We start from the raw sequence: 15274 nt of genomic DNA, 5'->3' as shown, positions 1-15274 counted from the left end.
CTATTCTCCAATTTGGGGCATAGGTCCCCAATTTTTAGTCAAAGTACGGGAACTATTTTAGCAGATTTGCGTAAAATGTTCAACCGCCATATGTTGTGAATAGATAGCTTCTTTCCCCCCAAAAAAGAAATTGAAAAGATTCCCGCATTTGTTTATTATGTATGTAATTCTATGGAGGAATTAAGTATGAAAAAAATGACCAAAAAAGTTGTTATAGCAACCACAACCGGTCTTGCAAGCATGATTCTAAATGCAGCTTGCGGCTACGGCCCGCCGGTAGAATATGAAGGTCCCGGCAGCGCCTACGGTATTTCAGCCGAGGATGCATCTGCAATGGACTCTGCGGCAGATGCTGCATCAAAGTCTTCCGTTTCAGATACAGATACCCAGTATAGTTCTTTCGATGCTTCATCCGAGAGTTCAATAGAAATAAGTGCAGATGAGAGCACCGCAGCACCATCCGAGGACATAATTATGGAAGAGGTTCCTTCAGAAGCTACAAGCCTTCCTGATTCATCGGAAGATAATCTTGTGGATCCGGGTGATTCCGACAATTACAAGATTCCGTCGATCCCCGCAGTATACGGACCACCAACAGTAGATGGCTGATATGAATAAGACGCATTAAGGATATATAGATATGAACAAAGCCAAAATGAAATTATCACACCTTGACCTGCAGCATGACCTGCGGGTCAAGTTCTTTAAAAAGCCCAAACTCCAGCAGCTTTTTTTCGAGCTCACTCTTAACTGCAACGAGCATTGCCGCCACTGCGGCTCAAGATGCGGAGAGGTAAGCGCCGCCGAGATGAGCGCCGCTTCCTGGAAGAATATACTGGATCAGTTAAAAGAGGATTATAAGGACTCTCTTCCCCAGATCAACGTAACCGGAGGAGAGCCCCTTTTGTATAAGGACTTTGAAGAGGTTATGAGCTATGCTCACTCCCTGGGATTCAAGTGGGGAATGACCTCCAACGCCATCCTGATAACGCCGGAAGTAGCACAGATGCTGAAGAGATGCGGAATGAACACAATTTCCGTAAGTATCGACGGCCTTCCCGACACCCATGATGAGATCCGCGGCCTTCCCGGCGCCTACCGCAGAGCCATGGAGGGCATTCAGAATCTGATAGATCTTAACTGCTTTGACCAGATCATGGTCACAACGGTGGTCAATCATCAGACCATAAGTCAGCTGGAGCCGCTGTATGAGATAATGAGCGGCATTGATATCGACAGCTGGCGTGTCATGGGCATTGAGCCCATAGGAAGAGCCCTTGAACATCCCGAGCTCCTTCTCACCGATGAAGACCACAAGACAATCATGGATTTCATCCGCAGCAAAAGAGCTGACAATGATCCTGTCACCTACGGCTGCTGCCACTATCTCGGTCTTGACTATGAAAGAGAAGTAAGAGACTGGTACTTCTTCTGCATGGCGGGAATTACCGTTGCCAGCATCACAGTAACCGGAGACGTAATGGGATGCCTTGATATCGACAGAACCCAGAAGGGCGTAGTTCAGGGCAATATAGGAAGCAGGCGTTTCTCCGATATCTGGGAGAATGAATTCAAAGATTATCGCTATGATAAAGGCGAAGACGATGAGAAATGCAAGAACTGCAAGAGCAGAAAATACTGCATGGGCGGCGCCTTCCACACCTGGGATCTGGAGGCCGGCACCCAGCGCCTCTGCCTCAGAAATGCGCTGTTTCCTGATAAATGATGATATACGGATTGCTTCGTTTCTTCGAAACTGTCGCAATCCTACAAGAATTCGGAAATCGCCATGCTCATTTCATTCGCATGTCTTTTTTCCTCATTCTTGTTAAGCTCATAAATAATTAAGGCTAACCATGCAAGCATGGTTAGCCTTATTGCTTATTCGCTTATATCATCATTAATACTGCTGAGCTTTCTCTTCTCCGGTCATAACACGGATAGCGCCCTGTGCAAGAGCAAGAAGCTCGTCCTCACCGGGATATACGGTAACGGGGCAGATCCAGTCAACGCGCTCTTTGATCTTGTCTGTGATAACCTGACCGTATGCGATACCGCCTGTAAGAATGATCTGGTCAACCTTGCCCTTAAGAACTGTAGCGCAGGCACCTATGTTCTTGCAGATCTGATAGATGAAAGCTTCACGAACAAGGATTGCCTTCTCGTTGCCTTCCTCGCACATCTTGTTAACTTCTCTCATATCGTTGGTTCCAAGGTAAGCGTTAAGTCCGCCGTAGCCAACGATCTTCTTTTTCATCTCGTCGTAGCTGTACTTGCCGGAGAAACACATATCTACAAGAGCCTTGGCAGGAATGCCGTTTGCTCTCTCGGGAGAGAATGCTCCGTCGCCGTTAAGTGCTGCGTATACATCAACCATCTTGCCGTTCTTGTGAACGCCTGTGGATGTGCCCCCGCCCATGTGAACTACGATAACGCTGATCTCGTCATACTTTTTGCCAATCTCCTTAGCATAGCGTCTTGCAACAGCCTTCTGGTTAAGAGGATGGTCGATGGAAACACGCTCAATCTCAGGCACACCTGAAATGCGGGCAACGGGCTCCATCTCGTCAACTACTACGGGGTCAACGATGTAGGAAGGAACGCCGATCTCATCGCCAATCTCTCTTGCAAGGATACCGCCAAGGTTGGATGCGTGCTGTCCCTGAACGCCCTTTCTGAGGTCCTCTAACAGTGCATCTGTGCACTCATAGGTGCCACCGGGAATGGGACGAAGAAGTCCGCCTCTTCCTACGATCACGTTGAAGGACTTGATATCGATGCTCTCCTTTTTAAGGAAATCAAGGATAATGTTCTTACGGAAATCCTTCTGATCGATAATTGATGCATAGGACTCGATTTCCTCAGTGCTGTGTCTTAAGGTTTCCTCTTTTACAAGAGTCTCGTCCTCAAAAATACCAACCTTTGTAGATGTGGAACCGGGATTAATGATCAAACTTTTAATCATGATTATTCTCCTTTATTCTGAGCTGCTACAACTGCGGCAAGTGCGATTGAATTAACCTTAACCTCAACGGAATCAGATCTGGAGGTAAGGATAACAGGTGCCTTGGTACCTGTAAGGATGTTGCCGTTCTTAACCTGTGCAAGACGAACGATGGTCTTGTAGGTAAGGTTACCTGCGTGAATATCAGGGAAAAGAAGGATGTCGGCGTCGCCTACGATCTTTCTGTCAAGAGCGCCTGCTTTGTGCTTGGCAGCCTCAGGATCAATTGCAAGGTCCATGGAAAGAGGTCCGTCAACGATGCAGTTCTTGATCTCACCGGCTTCGTTAAGTCTTGTGAGCTCTGCTGCCTCGAGAGTTACGGGCATCTTGGGGTTAACAACCTCAACTGCTGCCAGAGGAGCAACCTTAGGGCACTCAACGCCGCAAGCTCTTGCTACATCCACTGTATATTCAATGATAACCTTTTTGTCCTCAAGTGTGGGATATGGCATGAAAGCAACGTCTGTAAGGAATAAAAGACGATCAATGCCGGGAATTTCAAATACACAAACATGTGAAAGAGGACGGCCTGTGCGAAGTCCTACTTCCTTATCAAGAACGCTCTTAAGGAAATCCTTGGATTCAAGAGCACCCTTCATATAGATATCAGCCTTGCCGCTAGATACAAGAGATACTGCAGTGCGGGCAGCCTCAATTGTGTCCTTGACATCAATGATCTCGTAGTCAGCGGGATTCATTGAATACTCGCCCATGATCTCCTCGATCTTGTCCTTGTCACCAACGAGAATGGGATCAACGATTCCTCTCTCCTTAGCAATCTTAACCGCCTCAAGTACATGTGAGTCCTGGGCTACAGCAACAGACATCTTCTTGGTGCTGGCTGTTTTAAGTTTTGCAAGAATGTCATCAAAGTTCTTACTCATCTATATAACCTCCATTTTTTAATTTACATCGCCATATGACAAAATTTTAACACTTCAATGTTTCAGGTGCAAGTATTTATCTAGGCTGAGTAGCCCAAACCAAAAGCCGGCAGCGAAGTTTTTCGCCACCGGCCTGTGCCATTTCATAAGTAATATTCTAGAAGCCTTCCATACGTCTCTGACGGCGAAGTTCGCGGCGTTTAACGGCACCTTCCCACTCAGCCTTCTCATTCTCTGTGCGGATGTTAAGTCCATAGGGAACAGTAACAGGAGTTCCGTCGTCATCCACGCACACCTCGGTGAGATATGCTCTGTTGAGCACATGTCTCATACCGGTTCTGATATCTTCAACATAGGTATCTACTCTGACTTCCATGGAAGTCTTTCCAACATATGTAATTTTTCCGATAATAACAAGAACGTCTCCGAGAACCGCGCCCTGCTTGAACTGCATGTTGTCAACAGCAGCGGTTGCAATGGGATTACCCGAATGTCTTATGGCAACAGTGCCTGCCACCTCGTCGATCCACGCCATGAGCTGTCCGCCAAAGAGTCTGTTCTGAGCATTAATCTCATCATACTTAACTACCTTGGTCCACTCTGTTATGGAGTCTTCAACATTCTTGTTGGCAATCTGCTTATCTACATGAAAAACCTTGCCCATTCACTCACCTCCAAAGAGATTTTTATACTACCTATTTTACCCTATTATCCACATATGTGCCATATGGATTTACCCGCCGCTTCTTCCATCTCCCCTGTATTTATGTTAACATTGGGTTTGTAATATTCTGATAAAAAAGGAGCTCTCGCCATGACTTTGGAGCCAAAGGTAAGCGTAATAATACCGGTCTACAACACAGCTGCATATCTCAAGGAATGCATGAAGTCTGTACTTGAACAGACTTTTTCCGATATCGAGATCATATTGGTGGACGATGGTTCAACGGATGGAATCAGTCCCAAGATGTGTGATGATTACGCATCCTCAGACCAGAGAGTCAGGGTACTTCACAAGGAAAACGGAGGCCTCATGTCCGCCTGGATTGCAGGCACCAGGCAGGCTCTTGCCCCTTATGTCTGCTACATCGACAGCGACGACTGGGTTGACACCGACATGATTGAGAAGCTCTATTCACATATTTCTGCAGACAACATCGACTGCGAGATCATCTCCGGTAACTATATTGTAGAAAAAGCAGGTGAACGAAGGAAGGAAACCCAGGGGCTCATCCCTGGCGTCTACACCGCTGAGCAGCTATCCTCAATCAGAAGAAGGCTCCTTGGCGAAGAGACAAGACCCGTCACCATGTCCCGCTGTATGAAGCTCATCTCCAGACAGCTCGTTCTTGATAACCTCAGCTTTTGTAATACAAATATATCCATGAGCGAAGATGTGAACATTATTCTGCCCTGTCTTCTTGACTGCAGGCGCCTTGTAATTGTGAAGGATGGGTATTTCTACCATTATCGTTCGAATGCAAGCTCCATAGTCCACAGCTACAACCCTAAGCTCCTGTCTAATCTGGAACTTACCGACAAGACCTTTAGAGAGATTTTCAGGGCAAAAGGCATCAAAAACGGCAACGAACAAATGGACCGCGAGTTTATCATCATACTTCACCTGGTCCTCAAAAACGAACTGCGCTGCCAGAGCGGAAAAGTTGTTAAAAGAGTCCGGGATATCTTTCTTCGCGATGATATCAGAAAGAAAGTCCAGAGTACTCCCCTTTCCATCAGTGGCAGCGCCAATAAGCTTATTTACTTTTGCATCAGACATCCCAACACCCCGGTAATCCTTGTTACCAAGGCAATACTTACAGCCTACGACAGGAAGACCAACAGTTAATCTTTTGCTGCTATGGAAGGCACCTCCGGCGCCTTAGGAATTCGGCTGTAGGTCTCGGTCATAAGGCGGATGCTCCTTGCCAGGTCCTGTGACAGGTAATTAGGAGTAAGTCTCCACATCCAGTTGCCCTCGGAGGTTCCGGGAGTATTGATCCTGGCCTCTCTTCCCTTGCAGAGGTAATCCTGAAGCGGAACTACGCACAGGTCTGCCACAGAGCGGTAGGCCTCTCTTATTATATCCCACACAAGAGCACCGTAATCGGTGTTGATGGAATTCACATAACGTCTTGTAAAATCCCTTTCACCGTCATTTATCTCCTGTACCCATGCAAAGGTGGGTGTATTATCATGTGTTCCCGTATACACCACAGCATTTCTCTCGTGCCTGTGGGTCACATATATGCTGTCCCAGCTGGTGAATCCGAACTGAAGGACCTTCATTCCGGGGAACCCTGTATCCTCAAGGAGTTTGACATTTTCCTCGGTGTAGTTTCCAAGGTCTTCTGCTATCATGTTAAGCTCCCCTATCTCCTTCTTAAGAGCCTTGAAGAGGTCCATTCCGGGGCCTTTTTTGAGCTTGCCCTTCTCAGCGGTCTTATCCCCAAAGGGAATCTCATAGTATTCGTTGAATCCGTGGAAATGATCGATACGTATCACATCAAACCACTCATAGTTTCGCTTAATTCTCTTAGTCCACCAATCGAAGTCCTTCTTTTTAAGAGCTTCCCAATCATACACGGGATTGCCCCAGAGCTGACCTGTGGGTGAAAAAGCATCCGGCGGACACCCGGCAACTGCCTTTGGACACAGATCCTTATCCATCTCGAACACTTCGGGATGAGACCAGGCATCGGCGCTGTCCATGGCCACGTAAAAGGGAAGGTCTCCGATGATCTTCACATTCTTTTTTCTTGCGTATTCATGGATCTCACTCCACTGCTTGTCGAACATGAATTGTTCAAAGTATATTAATTCCAGCTCTTTTTCGTTCTCTTTTTTAACTTTATCAAGAGCCGCCTTTTTGTGGAGTCTTAGCTCATCGTCCCATTCAAGCCAGGATTTTCCTTCCTGAAGCTTTTTGATAATGACATAGAGGGCATAGTCAGGAAGCCAGTAATCGTTGTCCTTGAGATACTTCTTAAGCTCCTTCTTATCCTCTTTTTCCAGGAAATTCTCGTAGGCCTTACGAAGGACTGCTGGTCTGTTCTCGTAGAGCTTGCCGTAATCCACAGCTTCAAGATTGCTGCCAAAGTCCACGCCATTTACGTCATCCCAGGCAAGAAGACCTTCCTCTATAAGCTTTTCCGGTGATATAAAGTATGGATTGCCCGCAAAGGCAGAAAGAGGCTGATAGGGCGAATTGCCAAAGCCCGTGGGTCCTAATGGCAACACCTGCCAGTAGCCCTGTCCGGAGCTCTCCAGAAAGTCCACAAAGTCGAAGGCCTCTTTTGAAAAACAACCTATGCCAAACTTGGAAGCCAGTGAGAACACCGGCATAAGAATTCCGCTTTCCCTGTTCATAATCTCTCCTCCTCTTCTGTAAAAATCACAAGATAGATATAATTATACACTAAATATCGATACTGTGCTTCAAATGAATTTGTATGCAAGCATCCATTCGCTTGCCGGTCTTGTGCAACAAAAATGGCTGCTGCCTGGGCAACAACCATTGTCGTGTATTCATATGTAGTTAAAACAATAGATTCTGCTTCATCTCATTGTATTTCTCAGAGGTCATAAGAGCCGTCTCTGAGGTATCCTTCAGAGTTACAGTATAAGTCCATCTGCCATAGACTTCAAGTTTCCTGACTGCGCTGAGCCTGATAATATAGGACTTATGGCAACGCATGAACTGCGACGGGTCAAGCTTTTCCTGTATTGCTGTGAGCGAGGTAGCTGTCAGAAAGACTTCGTCCTTCGTAACTATCCTGCACATACCGTCGGCTCTCTCAACCATGATGATGTCTTTGGTATCGATGAGGTTTATCTCTTCTTTTCCCCTGATGACGAGCTTTTCATAGGACTGCTCCGACTTGCTATCGGAATTCTCAGTTTCTTTGACATCGCCCTGAGCCTTGATCCTCTCAAGAGTCTTGGTGATCCTCTCCAGGTCAAAAGGCTTGACCAGATAGTCGAAGGCGTAGATCTCAAAGGCATTGGCCATGTACTCGCTGTGGGCGGTGGCGAAGATAATCTTGACCTTCGGGTCCACCTCTGTGATGGCTTTGGCGCAGTCAAGACCGCTCTCTCCCGCCAGATCTATATCCATAAAGACAACATCCGGGCGAACCTTGATAAATTCACTGATGGCCGACGCAAAGTTCCCGCAGGAAGCCACAACGCTGCAATCAGAGGTCCTCTCTATCATCTTCTTCAGGATGCCGCGGATCTGCTCCTCATCCTCAACTATCATTACCTTGATCATCATTACTTTTTATCCTTCTTGGTCTCAACATATTCTGCAATGCTGTTTCCGATGTCGTTCTTCATCTTGGTGTCGGCCTGGACATTCTTGAGATTGTAGTAATCAAGAACTCCTAAGTTGCCTGATCTTAAGGCCTCTGCCATGGCTCTTGGGATATCGGCCTCTGCCTTAACAACCTCTGCCTTCATCTCCTGTTCAAGGGCAACCGCCATTGCTCTTCTCTCCTCGGCCTTGGCCTGAGCGATCTTGGTGTTGGCCTCAGCCTGAAGGCTCTGAAGGTTGGCTCCGATGTTTCTTCCTATGTCGATATCGGCGATATCAATTGACATGATCTCATAGGCTGTGCCTGAATCAAGGCCTTTTTCCAGAACCACCTTGGAGATGTCGTCAGGGTTCTCCAGAACGCTGCTGTGAGTGATCGCGGAACCAACAGTGGTTACGATACCTTCACCGACTCTGGCAAGAACTGTTGCTTCGCCGGCACCACCGATGAGCTGATCGATGTTGGTCCTTACTGTGACACGTGCCTTAACAAGAAGCTCAATTCCGTCCTTGGCTACAGCAGAGATCTGAGGTGTCTCGATAACCTTGGGTGTAACACTCATGGTAACGGCTTCGAATACGTCACGTCCTGCAAGGTCGATGGCTGAAGCCTGCTCAAAGGACAGGTTCATGCTGGCTCTCTCTGCGGCAATAAGAGCATTTACAACGCTGTCTACATTTCCGCCTGCAAGGTAATGAGCCTCAAGCTGGTTGGTGGTCACATCGATTCCTGCCTTGGTTGCCTTGATGAGTGGTCCAACGATCTTAGCAGGTCTTACGCGGCGAAGCTTCATTCCAACAAGTGTAAAGATACTGATCTTGACTCCGCTGGCGATGGCTGAGATCCACATGCCCACGGGAATTACTGTACAGAAAACTATGAGTAAAACAATTATCAGAGCTGCTACTATTATAGGTGTAAACATATTATTTTTCCTCCTCAACAATTATCCTGTTGTTTTTTACTTCGGTAATCACCAGCGCTGCACCTCTTTTTATGTAGTAATTACCGGATAGAATATCAAACTTTACTCCGTCAAACTCACCTTTGCCCGAAGGCTTAAGATCCGTCACTGCCACTCCCTTTTTTCCGATGAGATATTCCATGTCCTGTTCATCGATAAAAAGATTCTTGCCGGGCAGGTCCGTATCCAGCTTGATCGGCGACTTTATCTTTTTAGAGCTGAATACCAGAATGCTTACAACCAGCATCACAGCTATTATTACCACTGCGATGACGCCTACCATTATCCTCTCTGAGGCATTCCTGCCGGTTAAAAAAATGCCTGCTGCGGTGAAGATGATCCCTGCTATCCCGGGGATTCCAAAGCCCGGAAGGATGAACTCAACTCCCACCAGGACAATCCCCACCAGCAGGACTATCAATCCCAATATCTGGACTGTTCCCATATTACTCTCCTTTGCCAAAACTTACTGAAAACACTGTTTCCTCTTCGTCTGAATCAAGCTCCAGACTTCCCTTGTTCTTACTTACAATTTCGGAGACGATGGCAAGGCCCATTCCGTGACCCTCATCCTTCTTGGTGGTAAAGCCTCTTTTGAAGATCTTATCTCTGATATCCTCAGGAATCTTGGGACCGTTATCCTCAACGCTGAAGATGTATCTTTCTTTGGTCTCGGTGATATCTACACGAATCTTCTTCTCTTCCAGGTCGCTATCCTCAAGAGCTCTAATAGCATTGTCTATCAGATTGGATAAAACTTTGCAGAGCTCCCAGTCTTCGATGCATAGGTTCTTCAGATCAGATTTTACTTCGATGACAAAGTCGATGACCTTAGCCTCGGCCTCTGCTGTTTTAGCGGCAAGGAGTGCATTTATGGCAGGCTTTGACGTCTTTACAGCTTTGCCTGTTTTCAGCAGCTCCTTGTAGACCTTCTTAAGGTATGAGTTCATCTCGTCATATTCCTCAAGCTCCATGAGCCCGTATACGATCTGAAGATGATTAAGGTAATCATGCCTGTCCATTCTGAGCTTGTCATTGAGCCTGCACAGATTGTCTATGCTCTCACTTAGGGCATCGTTTCTGTTTATCAGCTTAATGTAGTTCCTTGCCAGAAGGATCACACATACAACAAGTATGACCACCAGCGCGACACAAAAGATCAGGTATATTGATGTATCTCCCACAACCGCCTCCGTGTTATTTTCTATAATCAAATATTATCATCTGTATTTTTAAGAACAACTCATATTCTCCCAACTATACAAAATCGGAGCTGAAATGTCATAAACACATTTTCTCTGTGATTCGCTGCTGAATATCCGTTGTGATTCCTATAGCTGTGAAGTAGTTCTGAACAGTTCCATGAGCATCTTCAAGTATTTCCATAAACCTTGTCATATTATTTTCATTGGGAATAACGATGTTCATATCAAGATCAGGAAAGTTCTTGTGTATCAGCTCAAAGCGTTCACTGTCATTCTCCTTGGTCCTCATATAATCGTAGACAATGTCGCTCTTCCTGACGCCGCAGAGCCACAATAAAAGTGCGGATACAACTCCGGACCTGTCTTTTCCCGCAGAACAGTTGAACATAACTCCTGCCTCTGATCCGGCAATTGTCCTGAATACTTCTGCCAGTTTAGGCGCATGCGCTATTTTGAAATAGCTGCCCGGAACGGCCTCCACACTTTCAGGAACTCCGCTGCCCTCATCTATGGTAATGTCGTGATAATGGAAGCCTTCCAGATTCGCAAGGCCATGGGGCTTTCTCTCTTTTTCCTCCGCAGATCTCATATCGATAATAGTTGTAATATGGGAATTCTGTAAAAAAGCGATATCCTTCTCGGAAGGGTAATTAGCCACATCGCTTCTTATGACTCTGCCATACTGAGTATAGTTCTCAGTCCCATCAATCCTGTATCCGCCCAGATCTCTGGTGTTCAGGGTTGTCTCCAGTAACGAATAGGGTTTGTTTCCCCAGGCATTGTCGTAGCTCTCTATCATGCCTTCCCCTGTTTCCAGTGCTTTCAGCTCCTTAAGGCACAGCTCCACCGCTTCTGCAATGAACTCATCAGCCATCTCCTTAGTGAAAAAGAAAATGTCCCCCTCCGGCACAGGAACAAAATAATCAGCCATTGACTTCATGAGCCAGGGCACATCAAAGACGCTGAGGCTCGCCAGCTGCTCTTTATCAAAATCAGCAGGAGCTTCAATGTCGTTCTTTAATTCATATTTGTAAATCACATAAGAATTGATTATTGAATAATCCTTATGAAGCTTCTCAACATTTCCGGGAATCGTGGGATTCCACTTATATTTATCATAGACAAAATGCCTGTAGCAGATATCCTGTACAAGGTGAAGATAATAGCCAAGATACAGATCATCGCTCTTCATCAGCTCCCCGTAGTCAGCTCTGAAGCGCTCAAAGTCATATACTCTTTTGTTTAATCCCCAAACAGCCTTTTTTAAATGACTGTCCTTTCCCCTTCCCGCGTCCGGAAGGATTGCCCCGAACTTAAGCCTGTTCTCATCCTTGAATTTATATCTCTTAGTCAGTTCTTTTGTAACCGCCAGATGTATTATACTTGATGCCATAAATTCCCCGTCCTCCAACTAACTTTTTTATACTATCCTCAATTTAAGGCGTTTCTGATGTCCCTGGCTATCTTCCAGACATTATCGCCGTAATTACTTACATACACTGAGATCATGTTTTTGTTTGGATTGTACTCCGAGATAAAGCTAACTCCGGGATCGCAGCCCTGAAAGTATGGAATATCCTCTCCGCCATTGCCATCAATGATCCATACTCCGTATCCGTAGTATCCTTCTTCCGGATCATCACCTTCTCCGCTATGTTTTTTTAACATAGAAGCTGTCATTTCTGTAGACAGAAGCTTACCTTCAAGCAGACCTTTCCAAAAGTTCGCTATATCCTTTACCGTGATAAATGCTCCTCCGGCACCTGTTCCTTTTGCATCCACACAGAAAATGTTCGTCCTAAGATCCTCCGCACTGTTACACCACACATAGTTAACCGCGCATTTTGCAGGTAACCTGTCCAGTTCATAATACCCTGTGCCCGACATATTACAAGGCTCAAAAACATTTTCTCTTAGATACTCGTCAAAAGGCTGCCTTGTTAACCGCTCAATGATCATTGCAAGAACCACATAGCCGGTATTGTTGTATTGGAACTTAGTTCCCTTAGGATACATCATTGGCTTATCGATGAACAGAGGTAGCAGATCATCATTTTGTCTGATCTTGTAATTCGGATAATCTACCCAGAGCTCCTCGTACTCCTCCATGACCGTCTCATCAAAATAGTCCGGAATCCCAGATGTATGCTGCAATAGCTGCTCCACCGTTATCCCCGGATCAATATCTTTCCAGTCAATCCGAATCAGCTCACCTATTGTGTCCTCGAACCTTAGCATACCTTTTTCAATCAGCTGCAAAATACCTACAGCCACGAATACTTTTCCCGCTGAAGCGCTGGCAAACTTAGTATCAATGGTATTGGGCAATTCATTGGCATAATCTCTGCAACCGCCGGCATATTCCAATACCACTTCATCATTCCTGAGTACATATGCAACCCCCCTGAAGCTTGGAGCTATCAGTTCTTCATACATCTATTCTGCCTCCTATTCGTCTCTGATCACACGCCACTACTCTGTAAGCCGCTCTATATTCCAGGCTGCATTAGCGGGGCTCGTTGAGGGAAGACACAGGGCCTTTCTGTTTATTATTAGCTACCTCAATCTTTCTCATAGAAAACAATATCCATACAGTCGCTTATCTTATCAATCTTGCCGGTCTGATGGTAGCCAAGTTTCTCATATAGATGAAGGTTGCACTTCTCTTGTAGTATCGTGTCCAGGCACCAATTATCCGGTCCGTATATCTTCTCTGCCTCAAGGATTGCCTGCTGGGCATATCCTTTATTCCTATGCTCCGACATGATCCATATTGGTGAGATGCGTTTTCTGCTACCGTCTTTTTTATCTACTATGCGGATAGCACCAACCTTTTCATCATCTGCCATGATGAAAAAGTAAGTAGTCCAGGGCTGCTCAAACCTTGCCATCACTTTATCCATGCCTTCCGCAGCCGGACTCAAATCGTAATCATGATATTTCTCCAACAGCCCTGAGAATCCCTCTATCTGCATCTTCCATAGTATTTCAACATCATCTCGTTCTATGGTTTTCAACGTTATACTCATGTGCTGATCCCCCAATCATAGCTTTCCTCTTTTACCAATAAGTGTAAAATGCGCTGCCAGATTCTTGTCTGTTCCCTTCATCTTCCGAACATAATCCTGCGGATCATCCTTGTACCACCCAAGATGCATTTCGGAAAAATGCAGCTCAAAGGGAGTTGGATAAACAAAGGGCTTGCAAACATCTTTCGTTACAATGCTCATCTCAATGCCCTTTGCCGGGCCAGCCTCATTGACTTCTATAACCATATTCATGAACTTGCGCTTCACATCATCCTGCAAAGGTTCGTTCACTACCACAATAAGATCCAGATCACTCTTTTCCGGATTGAAACATCCCATCACAGCTGAGCCATGCAAATAAATGCCGGTAAAATTGTCCTTCAGGATTTCCTGGGATTCCTTAACGAATTTATTTATTACGTTTTCTGTTTCTATCATATTCTGCCTCAAATTTTCAGTCTGTCTATTCAATTCCTGTACCGCTAATTCAAACTAGTTGCAATAATTCCCTAGATATGGCATCAGCGTTCCTATATATTTTTCTGCATATATCCGTGCGCCAAAATGCAAACTCCAGCAAAGCATCCCTGTTTTCTGTTTTTGTAATCAGATATTCCTCGTACCCATAGGCACTGCGGGATAGCTGAAAAAGATAAACATAGGGCATAGCTTCCAGATCTCTTTTGGATAGCGGCGCATACTTCATATATTCCTTCACGTACTGCGCAAAATCCCCGAGATCCAAAGCTTCTCCATTACGACAAGCTCCTGCCTGGATATACGACCGCATTATCTCCCATACAGCAGGGAGCTTCGCCGCTGATGCAAAGTCTATTACCGCCTTCACATGATCTTCGTCGCATATTAACTGACAAGACGTATAATCCCCATGGCTCGGAGTATATGTAATGCCCTTAAAGTAGCCTTTCATATCCTCAATATGGCAAAAGAGCTCTTTCTTGAATAAAAAATCCTCTTTAATCCTGCTGTAATTTGGATCACTACTCTCTTTTTCCAAAGCCTCAAGTAGCCTATCATATTTCGCATTCACTGCACCCACCGAAATACTCTCAGCCCACTTTTCATCAAGGCTCGATTCCATTGGATAATCCTTAAGTACGGAATGTAATATCCCCAGGTACTTTGCACTGTCCTTCAAAAGATTATGTGGCAGATCGTTCAGATATGACTTCCCTTCCAGATATTCCTGAACGCTGATCACATGGCCTTCGTACAAAATACAGCTCTTCCCGCTTATGGTCTTGATAAACCTTGCCACAGGAAAGTCCTTTGAATACAAGTAATCCACAAGCTCTGTCTCTCTTTCTACAGCCTGCAGAGTAAACTCTTTCTGATATTCTTTGAAAAAATATGTTCCTTCCTCGCACCTAACCTTATAGCAATTCGCTGTACCAAATTGAAGATGCCTGCTCTCTTCCAGATGAAAGCCATATTCCTGCGATAGGAGCGCCTGCATCTTCTCACCGTCAAAAACACTTTTTTCTATTGCCATTAAAAATACTCCCCTGAAACCTTCTCTGATTTGACAGCTCTTATTGTATCAATTACGCTCCATTCTTGCACTAGTCGTTCCAGATTCCATGCGGCATTTGCCGGACTTGTGGAGGGAAGACACACTGCTTTTGTGTTTATTGTTTTCTCAATATACTTCTTATAGTATTTCTCAGCTGTTTTCCCGTTTACAAAAATAGCTTCCCGTGACTTAAACGACGGGAAGCTTCCCAAAATCAATACTCTTGATTCACTATCAAAAACCGGCTCAATAGGATGATCTTTCATTTCCATGAACTACCCTCACCGACTCTGCGTCGGAAAGGGTTTCTGTTACGCCGCTTCGCGGCATGAACCTGC

At 45.5% G+C, this 15274-nt stretch carries 17 protein-coding genes; 3 read left to right on the top strand and 14 right to left on the bottom strand.

Features of this window, described 5'->3' with window-relative positions; translation table 11 throughout:
• Window positions 1-186 precede the first annotated feature (186 nt).
• Together G588_RS0106985 and G588_RS0106980 are read left to right on the top strand one after the other, a co-directional pair.
• Window positions 187-609 (top strand): hypothetical protein, encoded by a 423-nt coding sequence (locus tag G588_RS0106985; protein ID WP_022778040.1) that lies wholly within the window; start codon window positions 187-189, stop codon window positions 607-609.
• 31 nt (window positions 610-640) lie between these two features.
• Window positions 641-1726, top strand: a complete 1086-nt coding sequence (locus G588_RS0106980) for a radical SAM/SPASM domain-containing protein (RefSeq protein ID WP_022778039.1) — start codon at window positions 641-643, stop codon at window positions 1724-1726.
• 174 nt (window positions 1727-1900) lie between these two features.
• On the opposite strand, the gene buk is transcribed toward G588_RS0106980, so the two are convergent.
• The 3 genes from buk to G588_RS0106965 form a co-directional block, all read right to left on the bottom strand.
• Window positions 1901-2965: a butyrate kinase gene (buk, locus tag G588_RS0106975; protein ID WP_022778038.1), complete on the bottom strand. Its 1065-nt coding sequence runs from the start codon at window positions 2963-2965 to the stop codon at window positions 1901-1903.
• Window positions 2966-2967: 2 nt separating this feature from the next.
• Window positions 2968-3888, bottom strand: coding sequence for a phosphate butyryltransferase (gene ptb, locus G588_RS0106970; protein ID WP_022778037.1), 921 nt, complete (start codon window positions 3886-3888; stop codon window positions 2968-2970).
• Window positions 3889-4045: 157 nt separating this feature from the next.
• Window positions 4046-4552 carry an acyl-CoA thioesterase gene (locus tag G588_RS0106965; protein ID WP_022778036.1) on the bottom strand — a complete coding sequence of 169 codons (507 nt, stop codon included), beginning with the start codon at window positions 4550-4552 and terminating at the stop codon, window positions 4046-4048.
• Between the two features lie 150 nt (window positions 4553-4702).
• Between G588_RS0106965 and G588_RS0106960 the strand changes: the two genes are divergently transcribed.
• A complete protein-coding gene (locus tag G588_RS0106960) occupies window positions 4703-5737 on the top strand; it encodes a glycosyltransferase family 2 protein (protein ID WP_022778035.1) in 1035 nt (344 codons plus the stop codon).
• On the opposite strand, the gene malQ is transcribed toward G588_RS0106960, so the two are convergent.
• The 11 genes from malQ to G588_RS21385 all read right to left on the bottom strand — a co-directional run bounded on the left by malQ (window position 5734) and on the right by G588_RS21385 (window position 15208).
• Entirely contained in the window at window positions 5734-7257 is a 1524-nt protein-coding gene (gene malQ / locus G588_RS19495; protein ID WP_022778034.1) for a 4-alpha-glucanotransferase, read from the bottom strand. The two genes, G588_RS0106960 and malQ, sit on opposite strands and share 4 nt — an antisense overlap.
• A gap of 169 nt (window positions 7258-7426) precedes the next feature.
• Window positions 7427-8164, bottom strand: a complete 738-nt coding sequence (locus G588_RS0106950) for a LytR/AlgR family response regulator transcription factor (RefSeq protein ID WP_022778033.1) — start codon at window positions 8162-8164, stop codon at window positions 7427-7429.
• The gene (gene floA / locus G588_RS0106945) at window positions 8164-9129 is read right to left on the bottom strand and encodes a flotillin-like protein FloA (protein ID WP_022778032.1); all 966 of its coding nucleotides are present in this window, start codon (window positions 9127-9129) and stop codon (window positions 8164-8166) included. The genes G588_RS0106950 and floA overlap by 1 nt, the downstream gene beginning before the upstream one ends.
• Before the next feature lies 1 nt (window position 9130).
• Window positions 9131-9613, bottom strand: a complete 483-nt coding sequence (locus G588_RS0106940; RefSeq protein ID WP_022778031.1) for an NfeD family protein — start codon at window positions 9611-9613, stop codon at window positions 9131-9133.
• Window position 9614: 1 nt separating this feature from the next.
• The gene (locus G588_RS19490; protein WP_022778030.1) at window positions 9615-10352 is read right to left on the bottom strand and encodes a sensor histidine kinase; all 738 of its coding nucleotides are present in this window, start codon (window positions 10350-10352) and stop codon (window positions 9615-9617) included.
• Window positions 10353-10449: 97 nt separating this feature from the next.
• On the bottom strand, window positions 10450-11766 hold the full coding sequence (locus G588_RS22970) for a tyrosine-protein phosphatase (RefSeq protein WP_022778029.1): 1317 nt from the start codon (window positions 11764-11766) through the stop codon (window positions 10450-10452).
• Between the two features lie 38 nt (window positions 11767-11804).
• Window positions 11805-12809, bottom strand: a complete 1005-nt coding sequence (locus G588_RS0106925) for a serine hydrolase domain-containing protein (RefSeq protein ID WP_022778028.1) — start codon at window positions 12807-12809, stop codon at window positions 11805-11807.
• Between the two features lie 125 nt (window positions 12810-12934).
• A complete protein-coding gene (locus tag G588_RS0106920) occupies window positions 12935-13402 on the bottom strand; it encodes a GNAT family N-acetyltransferase (protein WP_026668635.1) in 468 nt (155 codons plus the stop codon).
• Window positions 13403-13417: 15 nt separating this feature from the next.
• Window positions 13418-13840, bottom strand: coding sequence for a nucleotidyltransferase domain-containing protein (locus tag G588_RS19480; RefSeq protein WP_051139916.1), 423 nt, complete (start codon window positions 13838-13840; stop codon window positions 13418-13420).
• 49 nt (window positions 13841-13889) lie between these two features.
• Window positions 13890-14915 carry a phosphotransferase enzyme family protein gene (locus G588_RS0106910; protein WP_022778027.1) on the bottom strand — a complete coding sequence of 342 codons (1026 nt, stop codon included), beginning with the start codon at window positions 14913-14915 and terminating at the stop codon, window positions 13890-13892.
• Window positions 14915-15208: a DNA glycosylase gene (locus tag G588_RS21385; protein ID WP_022778026.1), complete on the bottom strand. Its 294-nt coding sequence runs from the start codon at window positions 15206-15208 to the stop codon at window positions 14915-14917. The genes G588_RS0106910 and G588_RS21385 overlap by 1 nt, the downstream gene beginning before the upstream one ends.
• Window positions 15209-15274 lie beyond the last annotated feature (66 nt).

This window comes from Butyrivibrio sp. AE3009 (genome assembly GCF_000420845.1).
Classification (GTDB): Bacteria; Bacillota; Clostridia; order Lachnospirales; family Lachnospiraceae; genus Butyrivibrio.
This window is presented reverse-complemented; position numbering and strand designations above follow the sequence as displayed.